Here is a 19,527-nt window from a genome sequence, read left to right as displayed (position 1 = left end):
ATTGGGTGTTTGTGGCTTAATAAATTATACTGTTTTTGCTGTGAGTTTATTGAATAAGATGACCGCTTTACTGTCTGATAGTCTCGATATGTAATTGGTAATATTCATTAATCTCTTATATAAATGGTCTGTAGTATAGTCTACATTTTTGGGTAAAACTTTCAAAATTAACCGGTCATAATTAGAAAGAGCATCATGATGATGATTTTCCACAGCTGTGATAAATGTATCTAATAGATATTGCAATACGTGATATCCTGTGATTTCTTTTTCTATAACTTCGTCGCTTTTGTATATCTTATCGACACTTATTTTGATAATGTCATCTATTTGTGCTTTGTATTTACTTTTATCCATAATACCTACGGAAAAATTACCTGCACAGATTGCTTCTTCATTTTCTAAGAAAATACGAACAGCATCTTCTATAAGTGTGTTGATAGATAAGGCTCTTAGATAACTCAAACGATCTTCACGATGTTGTAATGAGTTATACTTTTCTGTTTGAATGGTATCTCTTACTAGATTTATTAAATATTCTAAAGCATATTCTTCTTGAATGAGTCCAAGATTAATACCATCTTCAAAATCAATAATTGTGTAACAGATATCATCGGCAGCTTCTACCAAGAATGTGAGTGGATGTCTTGCATATCGGATGTTTTCGCCTTCACCATGTTTTTGCAAGCCAAGTTCATTAGCTACATCAGCAAAAGCGTCTTTTTCAGACTGAAAAATTCCGTATTTCTTATCCGCAATATGTGTTGTTGGTTTTTTGGGCAACGATTGTTTCGGATATTTCATAAAAGCACCCAAAGTTGCATAACTTAATCGCAAACCTCCTTCTACGCCTTTGCGGTTTTCGGTCAAAATTTTGAATCCGTTAGCATTTCCTTCAAAATCACACAAATCTTGATATTCTTTTGAAGAAAGTTTCGACTGAAAATGTATTCCTTTTCCAATTTTAAAATATTCTCCAATAGCTTTTTCTCCAGAGTGACCAAACGGCGGATTTCCAATGTCATGTGCTAAGGCTGCAGCAGCAACAATAGCACCAAAATCATTAAATTGAAATCCATGAACTTCTTTAAGATGTGGATATTTTTGTAAGAGTTTCGTTCCAACTTTTCTTCCCAAACTTCTTCCTACTACTGAAACTTCCAAACTATGTGTAAGTCGTGTGTGTACAAAATCTGTTTTGGATAAAGGGACAACTTGTGTTTTGTCTTGCAAGCTGCGAAAAGCAGATGAGAAAATTACTCTATCATAATCTACTTCAAAGCCCAATCTGGTCTCATCTTGTTCTTTGCGCAATCGCTTATGGGTATCCCCGTAACGTTTTAACGAGAGTAATTGTTCCCAATTCATTAGTAAATAGCATTTTTCCTTGCAATATACTACATAAATTGTAGAAATGCCACTGTTCGCCCATTCTTGCCTTTAAATTTCTGTAGTTCACGCAGTTATTTGTTATATTTAACAGCCAAAATTTTACATGAATGTCAAACCCTAAGATATAACCTTATGGTAACATTACATTTGACAACACTATTGATATTTGTAAATTATTTTATAATACCCACATATGAATAATATTTACTTACTGATGATTATTGCATTGACTGTTTTGGCTATTGCCGATTTGGTCGTTGGAGTTAGTAATGACGCAGTAAATTTCTTGAATTCGGCTATTGGTTCTAAAGCTATTTCTTTTCAAACAATTATGATTGTTGCCAGTGTCGGTGTTGCCGTCGGTGCTATATTTTCTAGCGGTTTGATGGAAGTCGCCCGAAAAGGAATTTTTCAACCCGAACAGTTCGTATTCCACGAGATCATGATTATTTTCATGGCAGTAATGATAACCGATATTTTGTTACTCGATTTCTTTAATACGCTCGGAATGCCAACATCAACTACGGTTTCCATCGTTTTTGAATTGCTTGGAGCTGCCGTTGCCATGGCGTTGATAAAAATTACGAATCAAAGTGATGATTATGACACGTTACTTCAATACATAAATACTTCTAAAGCTACCGAAATTATTATCGGCATTATACTTTCAGTCGTCGTCGCCTTCTCCGTTGGAGCTCTTGTGCAATGGGTTTCGCGTTTGTTATTGTCCTATAATTTTAATGAAAAAGCGCGTTGGGTTGGTGCCGTCTTTGGAGGAATTGCCCTAACAGCTATTACCTATTTTATTTTTGTAAAAGGAATTAAAGGAACAGCGTATGCAAGCACTATTGTAGATGTGAAAGCTTCGCTAACACTAAAGGAATTTTTAGAAATAAATGTACTTCCTATTGTAGCTATTAGCTTAGTAGCTTGGTCAGTCATATCATTTTTAGTGATGTCTTTGCTTAAAACTAATATTTACAAACTCATTATTGTTGTTGGAACTTTTGCATTGGCGCTCGCTTTTGCTGGAAACGACTTAGTAAACTTTATCGGTGTACCCATTGCAGGTTGGCAATCGTATGATAAATTCATGTTGGATGCTGGTGCAAATGCTTCAGATATAGAAGTTGCTGCAAGAGGTTTCAAAATGGATTTCCTTGACAAAACTGTAGAAACTCCAACACTTTTCTTGGTTATTGCAGGATTGATTATGGTGGTAACGCTTTGGTTTTCAAGCAAAGCAAAAGCTGTTGTAAAAACGTCTATCGATTTATCTAGTCAAGAGCAAACAAAAGAACGTTTTAAGCCAAACTTCTTATCTAGAGGTTTTGTGCGTATGTCTATTGGAATTTCTCAAGGAATTGTTGCCATTACACCAAAATCTTGGCAAGAAAAAATTGATAAACAATTTGCAGTTCCTGCGGTAAGCACTTATAAAAACAAAGAAGATATTCCTGCTTTCGACATGGTTCGTGCCGCTGTAAACTTAATGGTAGCCAGTGTTCTGATTTCTATTGCAACGTCTATGAAATTACCACTATCTACAACCTACGTAACATTTATGGTTGCCATGGGAACATCTTTAGCAGATAGAGCTTGGGGCGCAGAAAGTGCCGTATATAGAGTAGCCGGCGTATTAAATGTAATTGGCGGATGGTTCTTTACAGCAATTGTAGCATTTCTAGCCGCAGGATTGATCGCATTGCTACTGAATCTCAATTTACCAATCATGCTTGGTGCATTATTAGCATTAGCTGCCTTTTTATTGATTAGAAACTACATCAGTCATAATAAAAAAGCGAAAGAAGCAAAGGTAGAAGACAGTTTAAAGAAAGCTGAAAGTAGTTCGGTTCAGGGTGTTATCCACGAAAGTGCGAGCAATATTGCCAATGTATTGAAAAGAGGAAATAGAATTTACACAAGTGCCATCAATGGTTTGGCAAAGCAAGATTTGCAAATGCTAAAGAAAAACCGAAAGAATATTTCGAAGCTGTCTAATGAAATTGATGAATTGCGCGATAATATTTTCTACTTTATTAAAAATTTAGACGAAACCAGTGTTGGAGCAAGTAATTTTTACATCAATATTTTAGGCTATTTGCAAGACATTACACAGTCATTGGAATATATTTCGACAGCAAGTTTAAAACATGTGAATAATAATCATCGAAAGTTAAAATTCAGTCAAATTAAAGAATTGAAACAGGTTGATGAAGCACTAGAAATATTATTCAATAATACAAAACAGGCTTTTGATTCGCGTTCTTTTGAAGAAATTGGTAGTGTGTTGACTAATAAAGAAGAAATTTTCCAGTTGGTTCGACAAAAAATACAAACTCAGGTTGAACGTACACGTACTGAAGAATCGAGTCCAAAAAACACTACATTGTATTTTAGTTTATTATTGGAAACTAAAGATTTACTAAAAGCAACAATGGATCTTTTGGAAGAATATCATACAGCACACGATAGTTCGGTAGAACCGGCAAAGATTACAAAAGATAAAAATTCCGATCAAGAAGAATAAGCTTTTTAATTTGGCAATTTGCTGATTTGAAAATGTATCAATATTGGATTCTGGATCGCTTTGCTAGTAGTTTTTTCACTATCATTCCTGTGTAGGCAGGAATCTATTGTTGTTTGATTTGGATTTTTTTTGTTAAGAATCATGAAATAAATATTCTTATCTTGAAACACCTTATCAAACACTTTACACATGAGTAAACACATCACAACTTTTATCATTCTATTTAGCTTTTCTATAGCTTTTGGACAAGAAATAACTGGCAAAGAATTACTAGAAAAAGCCATTCAATACCACGATCCTAACGGAAATTGGGCGACTTTCAATGGAACTTTACAAGTAACGATGGAAACTCCAAAAAATAAACCACGTGTGAGTACTATTAAGATAAATTTACCAAAAGAGTATTTTTATGTAAAAGCAACTCGCGACAATAAAACCACTGAATATACTGTTGAAAAAGACACGTGTGCAATCGTTTTTAACGGTAAAACGGATATTCCTGTAGAGGACATTCAAAAGAATAACTTAAGCTGTGAGCGTGCCAATTTGTACAAAGGTTATTACGAATATTTGTACGGTTTGCCAATGAAATTGAAAGATGAAGGCACTATTATTGATCCGAAAGTGCAAAAGAAAACTTTTAAAGGAAAAGCGTATTTGGTCTTGAAAGCGACCTATACAGAAGACGTTGGAAAAGATATTTGGTATTTTTATTTTGATCCGAAAACCTACGCTATGGAAGTGTATCAGTTTTTTAAGAATGAAGCTAAAAATGATGGCGAATATATTTTGTTAACGGAAGAAGCTGTTATAAATGATATCAAAATGCCAAAAAAACGGGCTTGGTATTATAACAAGAATGATGGCTATTTGGGAACAGATATTTTGAAGTAATCTTTTTGTCGCATACCATTTCTGCTTTTTGAAGTCACAGATTACTACGTCATACTGACTCGCAAAGACGTTTTTAAGGAAACGAAAAGATTCAAGATACTAGAGTCAGGAATCAGGATGTTTCTAATATTATTTTTTAAACGTTTGAAACTTCTCTCTTTTCAATGTAAATTTCTGTTTATGTGAAGAAAAGCCTAAAAACGTTATTAGTGTGGCAATTAGTTTCAAACAACATTCAAATTTGCCTTAGAAACGCATGTAACATTTAGCATTTTATATAAAATCAAGTATCGTTCTCAGAAATAAATAACCTTGAATTATTGAATTTTTAAATCTTTAAATTGAGCGAAGCGAACAGAACCCAAATAAAAAAAGGAACACTTTTTCAAGCATTCCTTTCTATTTTGTCGGTTTTTTATAAAACGATATGATTTAAGAGCCACACATCAAGCAATCATCATCTTGACCATCTTTTGCTCTTGCTATCATTTCTTTCATTTCTTCTGGTGTTAACGGTTCAACCGCTACAGGAGCTGGCTTTGAACCTGTAGTTTGCACAGAAATTCCCGCAGCAGCTTCCGCAGGTACAGCTATCGATTTCTTCGCTTTTTTCACAGTAAACTTAATCGCATCTACTGCCGATTTTGTACGCAAGTAGTACATTCCTGTTTTTAATCCAGATCTCCATGCGTAGAAATGCATTGATGTTAACTTTGCCATGGTTGCGCCTTCCATAAATAGGTTTAATGACTGCGATTGGTCAATGAAATATCCTCTGTGACGTGACATGTCAATAATATCTTTCATACTCAATTCCCAAACAGTTTTGTACAAGTCTTTAATGTCTTGTGGAATTTCGTCAATGTGTTGGATAGAACCATTCGCACGCATTAATTCTTGCTTTAAATCTTCTGTCCATAAACCTAAGTTTACTAAATCTTCAAGCAAATGTTTGTTTACCACGATGAATTCCCCAGAAAGTACTCTACGCGTATAAATGTTTGACGTATATGGTTCAAAACATTCGTTGTTTCCAAGAATTTGAGACGTAGACGCTGTTGGCATTGGCGCGACTAATAGTGAGTTACGCACTCCATTTTTGGCAACTTGCTTGCGCAGTTTTCCCCAATCCCAACGACCGCTTAATTCTTCATCTTTAATTCCCCATAAGTTATGTTGGAATTCTCCTTTTGACATTGGCGAACCTTCATACGTTTGGTATGGACCTTCTATTTTTGCCATTTCCATAGATGCTGTAACTGCTGCAAAATATAAAGTTTCAAATATTTCTTGATTCAGTTTTTTAGCTTCATCAGATGTGAAAGGCATTCTTAGTTTGATAAATGTATCTGCCAATCCTTGTACACCTAATCCGATTGGACGATGACGGAAGTTTGAATTTTCTGCTTCTTTTACAGGATAGTAATTACGATCAATTACTTTATTTAAATTTTTCGTCACACGTTTGGTCACACGGAATAATTCTTTGTGATCGAATTCGCCACCTTTGATAAACATTGGCAATGCGATAGAAGCCAAATTACAAACTGCAACTTCATCAGGAGATGTATACTCCATAATTTCTGTACATAAATTTGAAGAACGGATAGTTCCTAAATTCTTTTGGTTCGATTTGCGGTTTGCCGCATCTTTATATAACATGTATGGCGTTCCTGTTTCAATTTGAGATTCTAGGATTTTCTCCCATAACTCACGCGCCTTAATCGTTTTTCTTCCTTTTCCTTCAGCTTCATATTTTAAATATAATGCTTCAAATTCTTCACTGTGTACGTTGAATAAGTTTGGACATTCGTTTGGACACATTAACGTCCACGGACCATTTTCTTCTACACGTTTCATAAATAAATCCGGAATCCACATGGCGTAGAATAAGTCACGCGCACGCATTTCTTCTTTTCCGTGATTTTTCTTTAAGTCTAAAAAGTCAAAAATATCTGCATGCCAAGGTTCTACATAAATCGCGAATGAACCTTTACGTTTTCCACCACCTTGATCTACATAACGTGCGGTATCGTTGTATACGCGTAACATTGGCACAATTCCGTTACTGGTTCCGTTTGTTCCTGCAATGTATGATCCTGTAGCACGAACATTGTGGATAGATAAACCAATTCCTCCTGCTGATTGTGATATTTTCGCCGTTTGTTTTAAAGTATCGTAAATTCCATCAATACTGTCATCTTGCATTGCTAATAAGAAACATGACGACATTTGTGGTTTTGGTGTTCCAGAGTTAAAAAGCGTTGGCGTGGCATGAGTAAAGTATTTTTTAGACATTAACTCATACGTTTCAATCGCCGCGTCTAAATCATTTAAGTGAATTCCAACAGAAACACGCATAAGCATGTGTTGTGGACGTTCTGCAATTTTGCCATTTAATTTTAGCAAGTAAGAACGTTCTAATGTTTTAAATCCGAAGTAATCATATCCAAAATCGCGGTTATAGATAATGGTAGAATCTAAGCGATCTGCATTTTCCATGATAACGTTGTATACTTCATCAGAAAGTAGCGGTGCTTTTTTTCCTGTTCTTGGGTTTACATATTCGTATAAATCCACCATGGTTTCAGAAAACGATTTTTTGGTGTTTTTGTGTAAGTTTGATACGGAAATACGCGCTGCCAATCGAGCATAATCGGGATGCGTTGTAGTCATGGTGGCGGCAATTTCCGCAGCCAAGTTGTCTAATTCTGAAGTGGTAACACCATCGTATAATCCTTCAATTACACGCATAGCAACTTTTACAGGATCTACTAAATTGTTTAAGCCATAGCATAACTTTCTCACTCGTGAAGTGATCTTGTCAAACATCATTGGCTCTTTTCTTCCGTCTCTTTTTACTACAAACATATGCTCATCTCTTTTTTAATTCTTCTGACTTTCGTTCAGAAAAGGGGTTAGTTTATTTACCAATTTTTCGGCAAAAAAATCAGTGTTTAGGGTATTTTATTATGTTTTTTGAGTTTAGCTGTAATCAGCCAAAATCATTCGGGTTTTTCAACTAGAAATCAGCGTCGAAGCTAAATTTGTCTTTTTCTTCTTCTTTGTTAAGAACACCTGCTTTTTGATATTCAGAAACTCTTTTTTCGAAGAAGTTTGTTTTACCTTGAAGGGAAATCATATCCATAAAATCAAATGGATTTGACACATTATACTCTTTTTCACAACCCAATTCTTGTAAAAGTCTGTCGGTAACAAACTCTAAGTATTGTGTCATTAATTTAGCGTTCATTCCAATAAGACTTACAGGTAAAGATTCTGTAATAAATTCGCGCTCAATATTTAATGCATCTACAATGATGGCACGAATACGTTCTTTAGGAACTTTATTTACTAAGTGATTATTGTGTAAGTGTACTGCAAAATCACAATGTACACCTTCATCACGAGAAATTAACTCATTAGAAAACGTTAATCCTGGCATAATTCCTCTTTTCTTCAACCAATAAATTGAACAGAAAGCACCTGAAAAGAAAATACCTTCTACGGCGGCAAACGCAATTAAACGTTCAGCGAAACTTGGTGATTCAATCCATTGTAAAGCCCAATCTGCTTTCTTTTTGATGGCAGGAAAATTTTCAATTGCCTTGAATAATTTATCTTTTTCTGCTTCATCTTTCACATACGTATCAATTAATAATGAATATGTTTCTGAATGAATGTTTTCCATCATAATTTGGAATCCGTAGAAAAACTTTGCTTCCGAGTATTGTACTTCATTTACGAAGTTTTCTGCTAAGTTCTCATTTACAATTCCGTCTGATGCTGCAAAAAAGGCAAGAATATGTTTGATAAAATAACGTTCGTCATCATTCAATTTTGTAGTCCAATCTGTTAAATCTTGGTGAAGGTCAATTTCTTCAGCTGTCCAAAAACTAGCCTCAGATTTTTTATACCATTCCCAAATATCTGCATGTTTGATTGGAAAAATAACAAATCTGTCTTTGTTTTCTTGTAAGATGGGTTCTATTGCTGATGACATAAAATTATCGAGTTTTTAATGTGAAATTGGGTAAAAGACTATTGTTTGATTTGGGAATAACAAAGATTGGAAAATGAATGCGGAAATGAAAGCCTAACTTATTCACAATGTTCGTGAGTTTTTAACAACACTACGGTTTTTTCTTACATTTTAACATTTTTCAGAAATGGCATTTTTTATTGAAAATCAGTAAGTTACAACAATCAATTCTTTGGTAACAGCGATAAAACGTGAAGTTTTAAAAAAAAATGAGAAAATGAAATTTTAACAATTAGCGACCTAATTTTTGTGCAGTCTTCTCTAATTCGAGATACCAATCTTCGCCAAATTTTCGGATGAGCGCTTCTTTGACAAATTTATAAATCGGAACTTGCAATTCTTTCCCTAAAGTACAGGCATCATCACAAATAGGCCACTTATGATAGTTTACTGCGGCAAATTCGCTGTAATCTTCCACACGAATTGGATATAAGTGACAAGAAATTGGTTTTTTCCAATCGATCAAACCTTTGTTATAGGCTTCTTCAATGCCGCACAAAGCAGTATTTTTATCATCAAAAATAACGTACGCACATTCGGCGCCTTCTACCAAAGGCGTTTCCAAATCGCCATTTTCTCTAACAATATAAGTTCCTTGTTTTTCGATAGCTTCAATTCCTTCTTTTCGTAAAAAAGGTTTCACCGTATCATAGATATCGTCTAATATTTTGATTTCTTCTTCTTCAAGTGGCGCACCCGCATCACCTGCTACACAACATTCGCCTTTACAAGCTGAAAGATTACAAACAAAATCCTTTTCGATAATGTCTTCCGAAACGATGGTTTTTCCTAGTTGAAACATGCTGCAAATATACTTTTTTTCTAATGTTTTAATTCCGCTAGTTGTACGATTTTTTTGAGCTTCTTAAATTCACTTTAATTTAACCTAAAAAATATGTCTTTTCGCTTTGATAATTTGCCGAATACTGTACTTTTGCCGCGAATTTAAAATTGTATCAAAATGGAGTTAAATTTCAAACATATTTTAACAGCAAGTATGGTACTTTTTGCCGTGATCGATATTATAGGCAACATTCCTATTATCATTGACTTACGTCGAAAAACTGGACATATTCAATCTGGAAAAGCCACAATTATTGCTGGTGTAATTTTAACGGTATTTTTGTTTATAGGGCAGAGCATGTTGAGCCTTATTGGAATTACCGTAAATCAATTTGCCATTGCAGGTTCTTTCGTGTTATTTTTTCTAGCACTTGAAATGATTTTGGGAATTACTTTGTTTAAGGAAGATGAAGAAAATGCGATGAGTGACGCCTCTGTATTTCCTATTGCCTTCCCATTGGTGGCAGGACCAGGAAGTTTGACATCTATTTTATCACTTCGTGCAGAATTTGATGCATTAAACATTGTTATTGCCATTTTAATCAACATGATTATTATGTACATTGTGTTGAAAGCTTCCGCTAAAATTGAACGATTACTTGGGCAAAACGGAATCCGAATTTTAAGAAAAGTATTCGGAGTGATCTTGTTGGCAATTGCTGTTAAAATATTTACTACAGGTATTCAAAAAATATTTGAGTAAATTTGCAATACATAAAGTCAGTACGCATTGACGCTTTTCTTGGTGTTTTATGCGTATTGACTGCCTATTTAAAAAAAAGGAAATGAAGATATTCACATACGTAGCCATGGCAATCGCCGCTTTACTTTGTATTTACAATGCTACCAAGTTAGATTTTGAAAATTTATTAGATGGCGACAGCCTTATTGCACTTATTAGTATTGTAGCCTCTTTGTGTGTCATTTTGATTTTATTAATTTTTATGACTTCCAAAAAGATTGAGGAAAAAGTAAATAATAATAAGAAGTAATGTTTGATGTATTGGTAATTGGTGGTGGCGTTTCTGGAATGCAATGTGCGCTCGTATTAGGTTCTGCAAAAGAAAAACCGTTTGCCGAAGGGAAAAAGATCGGAATTATATTGCATCAAAAAACTTCACATTTACAAAATGCCTTGTTTAATAATGTGCTCGGTTTGCCTGAAGGAAAAACGGGAGCTGCTATTCTACAAGAAGGACAATTGCATTTACAACGCATGTATCCGCATGTAGCGCAAATTGAGAAAGAGAAAGTTTTGGAAGTTTCTGGGGAAGCTGGAAATTTTCAAATTATTACGAATAAGAATACGTATCACAGTAAGTTAGTTGTCTTAGCACTGAATTATGCAAAACCGTTGACGATTGATGGTTTGGATGAATTTATTGCGCCGCATCCAAGAGCTGCAGCCAAAAAAGATAGAATCTACCTTGCAAATAACGATCATTTGGTAAAAGATGGTTTGTACGCATGTGGCACTATTGCTGGTTGGAGAAGTCAATTTGCTATTGCTGCAGGAAGTGGTGCGCAAGTTGCCACCGATATTTTAACACTTTGGAATGATGGAAATCATACGAAGGTTCATGATAAAATTTAGGTTTGCTACGCTCAATTCAAAGATTTAGAAACTTCCTGTTTAGATTTGGCTTCGCCTGTTGGATCGCTGGCGATGTTAGATGTTAGACCGCTTCACTTCTACTTCGCTCAGGGTGGACGCTTTTAGACTTTTTCTCTTGCACATAATATTCTTAGAAAAAATCCTGATTCTTGACTCATGATTCTTGATTCTTGATTCTAACCTTTGGTTTTTTTAAAAATGTAGTAAAACTATTTCCCTTGTAATTCCAATACTTTGGCAATCATCTCGTCGCCTTCATTAAGTTGTTGCTGATACCCATTGATGCCAAATAATTGCTCAATATAAACCGCTTTGATGTGTCTTTTTATTTGTGTAGCATATTTTTCAATGTAAATACGCTGTCCACGCATGTCGCTTAAAAAGTTGGTGTATTCTTCAAGTAAATCATCGCTTACTTCAAAGTTGTCCATAAACTCTTTAAACTTCATATTACTGTACATTGCTCTGTCGGCATCTAGTTTATTGAATACAAAATCATTGATATATCCTACTATTTTGGCTCGTAATCCTCTTTCGAGTGATATTTCTTCTGGTGTGCTGGAAAGTGGTACAAACACATCGGGAATAATTCCGCCGCCACCATATACGATTTTCCCTTTTGGCGTTTCAAATTTTAGCGAATCTGCTACCTTGATGCTATCAATAGATTTCAATTCTCCCGATTTGAATCGTGCGTAATATTCATCAAAATAATCTTTATTTCCATTTTTGTACGAACGCTGAATGGAACGTCCTGTTGGTGTGTAATACCTAGAAATCGTCAATCGTACTACAGAACCATCGCCCAAAGGCATCGGACGTTGTACCAATCCTTTTCCGAACGAACGTCTTCCCACAATAACACCTTTGTCATTGTCTTGCAACGCGCCTGCAATGATTTCACTTGCCGAAGCCGATTTTTCATTGATTAAGACATAAATTTCGCCATCTTCAAAATCGCCTTCATCCGTTGCGTAGTATTTGTCAATTTCTCCTTTTTTGTTTTTGGTAAATAGAATCAGTTTGCCATCTTCTAAAAATTCATCTGCAATACTGCGCGTTACATCTAAAATTCCACCAGGATTGTTCCGTAAATCAAGCGTCAAATTTTTTGCGCCTTGTTGTTGCAAAGCTTTCATAGCTGCGACAAACTCATCATACGTAGTTTCTGCAAAACGATTGATTTTAATATATCCTAAATCGTCTGTAAGCATGTAATGTGCTACAACACTTTGAATTGGCACTTTGGCTCTTTGTAAATTGATATTGAATATTTTATCGGTTTGCTTGCGATATATTTTGAGATTTACAAACGTATTTTCAGCACCTTTTAGCTTGGAGATTATTTGCGTGTTGCGCATTTTCTTGCCGTACAACGTATCATTATCAGCCATTAAAATGCGATCGCCTGCTTTGATTCCTGCGGCAACGCTTGGTCCGCCTTCTAATGTTCTAACAACGGTTAAGGTGTCGTTTACCATATCAAACCGAATTCCAACACCAACGAAATCACCTTGCATATTTTCTGCAATTCTTTTTTCGTCTTCCGAAGGAATATATATCGAATGCGGATCGAGATTTTCGAGAATGTTTGTCACCGTAACATCTACTATACTGTCAACATTTACCTCATCAACATATTCGTAATCAATGTAATCTATTAACCGATTGAGTTTGTCTTTGCTTGTGTTTGACGAAAATAACGTTTCGGGCGTAGCACTGAAGTTTAATTTTCCACCAATAAATACGCCTGCGGCTACAGCGGCTGCAATAATCACGGGCAATAAGTATTGTGTTGTTTTATTCAAAATGCTTTTATTTATGAGGTTTGTAATACAGGAATGTGTTCTACTTCAACGCCTGCTCTTTGTAAAAATTGTATTCCTGAGTCATCTTTGTATGCATCTACATACACTACTCTTGTAATTCCAGCTTGATGAATGAGCTTGCTACATTCTTTACATGGCGACATTGTAATATACAACGTTGCACCAACGCATGATTGTGTAGAAGCCGCTACTTTTAAGATGGCATTTGCTTCTGCATGCAACACATACCATTTTGTATATCCTTCTTCATCTTCACAGAAATTTTCAAATCCGGATGGCGTTCCATTGTAACCATCAGAGATAATCATTCTATCTTTTACAATAATCGCGCCGACTTGTTTTCGTTTGCAATAAGAGAGTTTTCCCCATTCTTTTGCCATTCGTAAATAGGCGTGATCGTATTTTGCTTGTTTTTGTTTTGGCATGTGTAAATTTAACCTTTTTAAAGCAAAAAAAAGCAACTATAATAGTCGCTTCTTTGCTTATGTAACGAAGATATTAGGTTTCTTATGGATTCACAACAGCTTTGTTGTTAATTTTTTACCAAAATTATAGGTTTCTACAAGAAGTTTGCATCTACAATGTGAATGGCAATTCCTAATACAATTGCCGAAATGACCATAACCCAATCTCTTTTAGAGAATCGAAATACGGTTTGAAACACAAATGAAAGTACCAACATGACTAAAACCACAATGATTTGCCCAGCTTCTACGCCTAAAGCGAATTCTAACATTGGCAGAAGTTTACTATCTAATCCGCTTGTAATTTGCTTGAAATAGTTTGAAAACGCCAAACCGTGAATTAGTCCGAAGAATAAAGCTGCCACTAATAGAATAACCAATTTTGTTTTATTGATATTTTTCCCTGCTGTAAATATGTTGAATAATGCAGTTGCTAAAATGGTAATATAAACTAATAATTCGGCTAAATTTGCCTTTACAGAAATGACTCCGTATGTTGATAGCGTTAGTGAAATGGTATGTCCGACAGTAAAAATAGTTACGAGCCAAAAAACTCGTTTCCAGTCTTTGAATGTGTATGCAACTGTAAGAACAATTAAGAATAATATATGATCGTATCCGTTAAGATCTAATACGTGATTAAGTCCTAATTTAAAGTATATCCAGAATTCGTTCATTGATGGTGTAGGTATTTAAGGTTTGGGGTTAAATGTTTAAACTTACATTTTATTAATTTATTCTAAAAGCCGCGTTCTTTTTGCAGTTGTTCGTAAGCTTTTTGTACTTTTTGAAACTTCTCGTTAGCACCTTTCATGTGTTCTTCTCCTAAGTGTTCTAATTTGTCAGGATGAAATTTCTTCGCCATTTTACGATATGCTTTTTTGATTTCGTTATTGGTCGCCGATTTGTCTATTTCTAGAATTTTATACGCACTGTCTACCGGATTATAAAACATGGCTTTGATCGATTGAAAATCACGATCGTTGATGTATAAATATCCTGCAATTTTTTCGATTAAGTCTACTTCACTTTCATCAACATGTCCATCTGCTTTGGTTACACCAAATAAATAGTGTAATAGTTGCAAACGTGACGAATGATCCATGTACATTTGAATTTGCTGACATATTTGACGTGTAGAAATGTCTTCTTTTTTTAGCAATCCGTTAAAAAGTTTAAACGCATGATTTGCACGTTGTTTTCCATACATTTTGGTAAAATAATTACGTACAAAATCTTTTTCAGACTCAGAAACTTCTCCATCTACCTTCATGACAATCGCAGAAAGCACTAATAAGCTTACTTCAAAATCTCCCGATTTGGTTTGCGCTTGTTTTTCTCTAACTGTTTTGCGCCTTCTTCTTTTTTCATATACAGGATCTACACGTTTGCGACGTTGTTGACTGCCACGCTTTGGTGGCTCAAGTAATAATCCTTTTGACGTTGCTTTGTCAACCGCTGCTCCAATGGCAAATCCGATGGCGGCACCAATAGGTCCACCAAGTGTCCAACCCAACGCGCCTCCAATCCAGCTTGCAAATCCACTCATATATTTAGTTTCAGTTTGTTTTTATCAAAGATACATTTTCCCGAGAAAAAAATATTGAAGACAACCATATTTCTAAGAATTAGCGCTAATCTTTTACTTTTCTTTAACAAAAAAACTGTTTTTATGAATTCGGGTACAACAGGAATTATCCGTATCTTTGCACAATTATTAATGAATTTAATTTAAAAGATTATGTATCCACCAGAATTGGTAAAGCCAATGCGCGCAGATTTAACCGCAGTTGGTTTTGAAGAATTACATACGGTAGAAGCTGTTGATAACGCTTTGGCTAAAGAAGGAACAACACTTGTCGTTGTAAACTCTGTTTGTGGTTGTGCAGCAGCCAACGCAAGACCTGGCGCAAGAATGTCTTTAGATAATGATAAGAAACCAGATAATTTGGTAACTGTTTTTGCAGGAGTTGATAGAGAAGCTACCGATAAAGCAAGAAGTTATATGATTCCTTTTCCGCCTTCTTCTCCAAGTATGGCACTGTTTAAAGACGGACAATTAGTACACATGCTAGAACGTCATCATATTGAAGGAAGACCAGCAGAAATGATTGCTGAGAACTTAAAAGATGCTTACAACGAGAATTGCTAATACATTCTTCCAAAAAAATAATTACGAACCACGCTTTTGCGTGGTTTTGTTTTTTAATTTTGCCATATTATAAAGTACCAACGTAGTGAAGTTTTTATCGTATATATTGACCAGTATTTATTTACTGTTTTTCGGATTATTATTAGTTGTTTTTCATGGAATCCAGTGGATTTTTCTCAAAGTTGGCGGACAGAAAGGACATGACATGAGTGTGAATGCATTGCAATTTTCTTTGATGCGTTGCCACAATATTTTGGGAACTCGTCATACACTTAGAAATCCGTATAAATTAGAGACAGACAGACCGTTAATTATTGTATCAAATCATCAGAGTATGAATGATATTCCGCCGTTAATTTGGTTGTTTCGAAAGCATTATCCGCGATTTATCAGCAAAAAAGAATTGGGAAAAGGAATTCCAAGTATTTCTTTTAATTTACGTCATAGTGGCGCCGCTTTGATTGATAGAAATGATCCAAAACAAGCCATTTCAGAAATTATTCGGTTTGCAAAACTGATTCACGAAAATAATTATGCTGGTATTATTTTCCCAGAAGGAACTCGTAGTCGAACTGGCGTACCGAAACCTTTTAAAACAAAAGGATTGGATGTGTTGTTTAAATATATTCCTGATGCACAAATTGTTCCCGTAACAATTAATAATTCGTGGAAAACGACCAAATATGGAAAGTTTCCGTACGGATTGGGCGCACACATAAAAGTAGACGCACACGAACCAATTAATTTGAGAGATTATCCTAAGAATAAACGTGCCGAATTGATAGAACGTCTTGAAAAAACTATCACAGAACATGTAATTGTTGATTGATTGTATGCATAAAGAAAATATCATAGCACAAACCATTGCTTTTGTTCAAGAAACTTTGCAACATGCCGAAGGTGGACACGATTGGTTTCATATTGAACGTGTGTATAAAAATGCCTTATTGATTGCCAAAGAAGAAACTGTAGATGAATTTGTTGTGAGTTTGGGCGCGCTTTTACACGATATTGCCGATGCGAAATTTCACTACGGCGATGAAACTGTTGGACCAAAAGTAGCACGTGATTTTTTGGAAAGTATCGCTGTGGCAGAAGATGTCATTGTGCATGTTGAACAGATTATTACAAATATTTCTTTTAAAGGCGGAAACTTTGAGCAACCGTTTACGTCACCTGAGCTTAACGTAATTCAAGATGCAGATCGTTTGGACGCGATTGGCGCCATTGGAATAGCACGTACATTTAATTATGGTGGTTTTAAAAATCATAAATTGTATGATCCGGCGATTGTGCCAAAGCTGAATATGACGAAAGAAGAATATAAAAAATCTACCGCACCTACAATAAATCATTTCTACGAAAAATTGTTGTTGCTAAAAGATAAAATGAACACTAACACTGGAAGGCGAATTGCAGCAAAACGTCACAAATTTATGGAAACGTTTTTGGAACAGTTTTTTGCGGAATGGAATGGGGAAATTTAGGTTTTAGACTTACTTAGAGTTGTTAGAGTTGTTAGAATTTATCTTTTTTTATTGAATCATTAATTTCATTTCACTTCTGTATTTGGACGCACTTTTTCCTGTAATTTCTTTGAATAGTTTGTTAAAATGTGAAAAGTTGTTGAAACCACTTTCGTAGCAAATATCTGTAATGCTACTTTGACTTTCCAAAAGGAGTTTTGTTGCGTATACCACACGATATTCATTGACCAATTTGGTAAATGTTTTTCCCGTAATTTTTTTGAAATACCTACAAAACGCAGGAACTGTCATGTTTACTTCATCCGCAATTTCATCGAGTGTAATGTGTCTTTGGAAATTGTTGTTAATATATTTAAAAATAGTATCAATTTTCACGCTGTCTTGTGGTTGTGTTTCAAAGGCAAATCCGTCAACGTTTAGCAATTCATAATCTTCTGCCAACGCGAGCATGTTTAGAATTTCAAGAAGTTTTATAACTCTTTTAAAGCCATCATATTTGGGTAGTTTTTCAATTTTTGGTCCAACCAGTTTTTTTGTTTCAGGTTTAAACCGAATTCCCTTTTTTGCTTTTTCAAGCAAGAGTGAAATGTGTTGCATTTCGGGCAGATTGTAAAATTCTTTTCCTAAAATATCAGTTTTAAACTGAATAAGCGTTTCTTTTCCTTTGGATGTTAATCGATCTGCAAAACCATTGTGAGGCAAGTTTGATCCAATCAATATTAACTGACTGTTATTGAAGTATGACAAATGATTTCCTATATGACACTTTCCGTTTCCTTTATTGACATACACCAATTCTACTTCAGGGTGAAAATGCCAAAATGCCAAGCCACGCTTGCGTTTTTTCGTATTCTGCGCGACTAGAATAGAATTTCCAAATTCAGGCGTTATTTTTTCATACGTTGGTTTTGTAATCACGATAAATGCTTTACTACAAATTTACTATTAATCTTAATTAAATTATATGTTCATTTACCCTAATTGTATACTATTTTAACTTGTAAAAAAGATTACAATTATTTAACGGTTAAAATAACACATAAAACAGCCAAAATAGTTGTTTTTTTAACACGCGATCAGATGTAGATTTGTACTGTAATTATTTAAAACTAAAAGTCATGAAAAAAAGAATGAACAAGATTGTAGTTATACTAATGATGACAATTAGTGTAATGAGCTACGCAAACAATATGTTTTCTGTTGAAACGACAAAGACAAATACTATGCTAACGTTAAATAACGTAAAGAAAGGACACGAACTGATTATTAAAGACACAAATTTATTGGTGCTTTACAGAGAATCTATACAACAAAACGGAACGTATAAAAAAGGTTTTGACTTGACTGCTTTGCCTGATGGAGATTATTTTTTCGAACTTGATAAAGATGTTGAGATTCTTACGATTCCGTTTAAAGTAACATCAAATACAGTCCTTTTTGACAAGGAAAAGGAGTCAATTATTTACAAACCTACTGTACGAGTTGATGATAATCATTTGTTTATTTCGCGACTTTCGCTAGATGCGCAACCTTTAAAGATATCAATGTTTTATCGTGGGTCTTATAATTATAATTCTTCAATGATTCTTTCTGAAGAAATTGAAGATACGAAGATTATTGAACGTATTTACGAGCTTTCTAAAGAGAAAAAAGGAGAATACATCATTGTATTTGAAACTCAAGGACGATCGTTTACTGAGAAAATTAAATTTTAGGCTAATATTCTATTCAATTATTAATTAGGTGAAAGCGTGGCAACCTCCAAAAGTGCCGCGCTTTTTTTAATGTATATAGTTAAAACTTAATGTCAATTACGCCGTTGGTAAATGTAAAAATTGGCAGATCTCTTCTATCTTTTATGGTCACTCTAAAAGTTCCTTCCATTGTAGAATCTGTATGTGTTGTAATCGATGTTTCCCTATCGCCATACGTAGGATCGGAACTGTATTGCACACCATTTTCAATGAGTATAAATTCATCTATTTGATTGGTTTCTTCTACCATGACAAAGAATAAAAGCGTTTTGGTGTCGTTGTCAAATGTTGCTTCAATCATACGATCGTTAGCATCTTCAGGATTTAACATAACGGTGTAATCTGTTAAGAAATAATGTATTCCATTAAGATTAAATTGTAAACCTGTTTCGTTGGCAATTGTTGCACCTTCATCGTCACAAATACAGGATAAAAAGAGCAAAGTAGAGACATATAGTAGTACTTTTTTCATTGTAATTTGGTTATAATTATACTTCATTTTAATCATCATTGTTGATGAACTTT

The 19,527-nt window shown here is 34.7% G+C and carries 19 protein-coding genes; 9 read left to right on the top strand and 10 right to left on the bottom strand.

The annotated features are described in order from the left end of the window. Window positions 1–24: 24 nt before the first annotated feature. Entirely contained in the window at window positions 25–1,368 is a 1,344-nt protein-coding gene (locus tag KAOT1_RS17275) for a deoxyguanosinetriphosphate triphosphohydrolase (RefSeq protein WP_007096167.1), read from the bottom strand. Between the two features lie 217 nt (window positions 1,369–1,585). On the opposite strand from KAOT1_RS17275, the gene KAOT1_RS17270 reads away from it, so the two are divergent. Together KAOT1_RS17270 and KAOT1_RS17260 are read left to right on the top strand one after the other, a co-directional pair. Continuing rightward, window positions 1,586–3,922: an inorganic phosphate transporter gene (locus KAOT1_RS17270; protein WP_040559655.1), complete on the top strand. Its 2,337-nt coding sequence runs from the start codon at window positions 1,586–1,588 to the stop codon at window positions 3,920–3,922. A gap of 189 nt (window positions 3,923–4,111) precedes the next feature. After that, on the top strand, window positions 4,112–4,816 hold the full coding sequence (locus tag KAOT1_RS17260) for a DUF6503 family protein (protein ID WP_007096164.1): 705 nt from the start codon (window positions 4,112–4,114) through the stop codon (window positions 4,814–4,816). 432 nt (window positions 4,817–5,248) lie between these two features. Here the strand turns inward: KAOT1_RS17260 and KAOT1_RS17255 are convergent, their stop codons facing one another. The 3 genes from KAOT1_RS17255 to KAOT1_RS17245 all read right to left on the bottom strand — a co-directional run bounded on the left by KAOT1_RS17255 (window position 5,249) and on the right by KAOT1_RS17245 (window position 9,660). After that, entirely contained in the window at window positions 5,249–7,687 is a 2,439-nt protein-coding gene (locus tag KAOT1_RS17255; RefSeq protein WP_007096163.1) for a ribonucleoside-diphosphate reductase subunit alpha, read from the bottom strand. Between the two features lie 151 nt (window positions 7,688–7,838). Then, window positions 7,839–8,819, bottom strand: coding sequence for a ribonucleotide-diphosphate reductase subunit beta (locus tag KAOT1_RS17250; protein ID WP_007096162.1), 981 nt, complete (start codon window positions 8,817–8,819; stop codon window positions 7,839–7,841). 271 nt (window positions 8,820–9,090) lie between these two features. Continuing rightward, window positions 9,091–9,660: a DUF3109 family protein gene (locus tag KAOT1_RS17245; protein ID WP_007096161.1), complete on the bottom strand. Its 570-nt coding sequence runs from the start codon at window positions 9,658–9,660 to the stop codon at window positions 9,091–9,093. Between the two features lie 159 nt (window positions 9,661–9,819). Between KAOT1_RS17245 and KAOT1_RS17240 the strand changes: the two genes are divergently transcribed. From KAOT1_RS17240 to KAOT1_RS17230, 3 genes are all read left to right on the top strand, one after another. After that, window positions 9,820–10,404: a MarC family protein gene (locus tag KAOT1_RS17240; RefSeq protein WP_007096160.1), complete on the top strand. Its 585-nt coding sequence runs from the start codon at window positions 9,820–9,822 to the stop codon at window positions 10,402–10,404. A gap of 82 nt (window positions 10,405–10,486) precedes the next feature. Continuing rightward, on the top strand, window positions 10,487–10,693 hold the full coding sequence (locus tag KAOT1_RS17235) for a hypothetical protein (protein WP_007096159.1): 207 nt from the start codon (window positions 10,487–10,489) through the stop codon (window positions 10,691–10,693). Further along, window positions 10,693–11,295, top strand: coding sequence for an FAD-dependent oxidoreductase (locus tag KAOT1_RS17230; protein WP_007096158.1), 603 nt, complete (start codon window positions 10,693–10,695; stop codon window positions 11,293–11,295). The genes KAOT1_RS17235 and KAOT1_RS17230 overlap by 1 nt, the downstream gene beginning before the upstream one ends. Before the next feature lie 230 nt (window positions 11,296–11,525). Here the strand turns inward: KAOT1_RS17230 and KAOT1_RS17225 are convergent, their stop codons facing one another. From KAOT1_RS17225 to KAOT1_RS17210, 4 genes are all read right to left on the bottom strand, one after another. After that, a complete protein-coding gene (locus tag KAOT1_RS17225; protein ID WP_007096157.1) occupies window positions 11,526–13,124 on the bottom strand; it encodes a S41 family peptidase in 1,599 nt (532 codons plus the stop codon). An 11-nt stretch (window positions 13,125–13,135) separates the two neighbouring features. Further along, complete coding sequence (locus tag KAOT1_RS17220) at window positions 13,136–13,570, bottom strand: deoxycytidylate deaminase (protein ID WP_007096156.1); 435 nt, start codon at window positions 13,568–13,570, stop codon at window positions 13,136–13,138. A gap of 134 nt (window positions 13,571–13,704) precedes the next feature. After that, window positions 13,705–14,286, bottom strand: coding sequence for a HupE/UreJ family protein (locus KAOT1_RS17215; protein WP_007096155.1), 582 nt, complete (start codon window positions 14,284–14,286; stop codon window positions 13,705–13,707). 62 nt (window positions 14,287–14,348) lie between these two features. After that, window positions 14,349–15,158, bottom strand: a complete 810-nt coding sequence (locus KAOT1_RS17210) for a molecular chaperone DjiA (protein WP_007096154.1) — start codon at window positions 15,156–15,158, stop codon at window positions 14,349–14,351. A 192-nt stretch (window positions 15,159–15,350) separates the two neighbouring features. Between KAOT1_RS17210 and KAOT1_RS17205 the strand changes: the two genes are divergently transcribed. From KAOT1_RS17205 to KAOT1_RS17195, 3 genes are all read left to right on the top strand, one after another. Continuing rightward, a complete protein-coding gene (locus KAOT1_RS17205) occupies window positions 15,351–15,761 on the top strand; it encodes a BrxA/BrxB family bacilliredoxin (RefSeq protein ID WP_007096153.1) in 411 nt (136 codons plus the stop codon). 106 nt (window positions 15,762–15,867) lie between these two features. Then, window positions 15,868–16,590, top strand: a complete 723-nt coding sequence (locus KAOT1_RS17200) for a lysophospholipid acyltransferase family protein (RefSeq protein ID WP_238528711.1) — start codon at window positions 15,868–15,870, stop codon at window positions 16,588–16,590. A 4-nt stretch (window positions 16,591–16,594) separates the two neighbouring features. Next, window positions 16,595–17,248, top strand: coding sequence for an HD domain-containing protein (locus tag KAOT1_RS17195; protein WP_040560146.1), 654 nt, complete (start codon window positions 16,595–16,597; stop codon window positions 17,246–17,248). A 48-nt stretch (window positions 17,249–17,296) separates the two neighbouring features. Here KAOT1_RS17195 and KAOT1_RS17190 read toward each other — a convergent pair whose 3' ends face one another. Further along, the gene (locus KAOT1_RS17190) at window positions 17,297–18,169 is read right to left on the bottom strand and encodes an AraC family transcriptional regulator (RefSeq protein ID WP_040559651.1); all 873 of its coding nucleotides are present in this window, start codon (window positions 18,167–18,169) and stop codon (window positions 17,297–17,299) included. A gap of 197 nt (window positions 18,170–18,366) precedes the next feature. Between KAOT1_RS17190 and KAOT1_RS17185 the strand changes: the two genes are divergently transcribed. Continuing rightward, a complete protein-coding gene (locus KAOT1_RS17185; protein WP_007096149.1) occupies window positions 18,367–18,963 on the top strand; it encodes a hypothetical protein in 597 nt (198 codons plus the stop codon). A 79-nt stretch (window positions 18,964–19,042) separates the two neighbouring features. Here the strand turns inward: KAOT1_RS17185 and KAOT1_RS17180 are convergent, their stop codons facing one another. Further along, entirely contained in the window at window positions 19,043–19,474 is a 432-nt protein-coding gene (locus KAOT1_RS17180) for a hypothetical protein (RefSeq protein WP_157560167.1), read from the bottom strand. Window positions 19,475–19,527 lie beyond the last annotated feature (53 nt).

Source organism: Kordia algicida OT-1 (assembly GCF_000154725.1).
Taxonomy (GTDB): Bacteria; Bacteroidota; Bacteroidia; order Flavobacteriales; family Flavobacteriaceae; genus Kordia; species Kordia algicida.
Note: the sequence above shows the minus strand (reverse complement) of the source record. Positions and strands in the feature narration are given on the sequence as shown.

Bases quoted from the DNA above. Each gene is read 5' to 3' on its own strand.
- KAOT1_RS17275 (WP_007096167.1), bottom strand. From the start codon at position 1,368: ATGAATTGGGAACAATTACTCTCGTTAAAACGTTACGGGGATACCCAT.
- KAOT1_RS17270 (WP_040559655.1), top strand. From the start codon at position 1,586: ATGAATAATATTTACTTACTGATGATTATTGCATTGACTGTTTTGGCT.
- KAOT1_RS17260 (WP_007096164.1), top strand. From the start codon at position 4,112: ATGAGTAAACACATCACAACTTTTATCATTCTATTTAGCTTTTCTATA.
- KAOT1_RS17255 (WP_007096163.1), bottom strand. From the start codon at position 7,687: ATGTTTGTAGTAAAAAGAGACGGAAGAAAAGAGCCAATGATGTTTGAC.
- KAOT1_RS17250 (WP_007096162.1), bottom strand. From the start codon at position 8,819: ATGTCATCAGCAATAGAACCCATCTTACAAGAAAACAAAGACAGATTT.
- KAOT1_RS17245 (WP_007096161.1), bottom strand. From the start codon at position 9,660: ATGTTTCAACTAGGAAAAACCATCGTTTCGGAAGACATTATCGAAAAG.
- KAOT1_RS17240 (WP_007096160.1), top strand. From the start codon at position 9,820: ATGGAGTTAAATTTCAAACATATTTTAACAGCAAGTATGGTACTTTTT.
- KAOT1_RS17235 (WP_007096159.1), top strand. From the start codon at position 10,487: ATGAAGATATTCACATACGTAGCCATGGCAATCGCCGCTTTACTTTGT.
- KAOT1_RS17230 (WP_007096158.1), top strand. From the start codon at position 10,693: ATGTTTGATGTATTGGTAATTGGTGGTGGCGTTTCTGGAATGCAATGT.
- KAOT1_RS17220 (WP_007096156.1), bottom strand. From the start codon at position 13,570: ATGCCAAAACAAAAACAAGCAAAATACGATCACGCCTATTTACGAATG.
- KAOT1_RS17215 (WP_007096155.1), bottom strand. From the start codon at position 14,286: ATGAACGAATTCTGGATATACTTTAAATTAGGACTTAATCACGTATTA.
- KAOT1_RS17210 (WP_007096154.1), bottom strand. From the start codon at position 15,158: ATGAGTGGATTTGCAAGCTGGATTGGAGGCGCGTTGGGTTGGACACTT.
- KAOT1_RS17205 (WP_007096153.1), top strand. From the start codon at position 15,351: ATGTATCCACCAGAATTGGTAAAGCCAATGCGCGCAGATTTAACCGCA.
- KAOT1_RS17195 (WP_040560146.1), top strand. From the start codon at position 16,595: ATGCATAAAGAAAATATCATAGCACAAACCATTGCTTTTGTTCAAGAA.
- KAOT1_RS17185 (WP_007096149.1), top strand. From the start codon at position 18,367: ATGAAAAAAAGAATGAACAAGATTGTAGTTATACTAATGATGACAATT.
- KAOT1_RS17180 (WP_157560167.1), bottom strand. From the start codon at position 19,474: ATGAAAAAAGTACTACTATATGTCTCTACTTTGCTCTTTTTATCCTGT.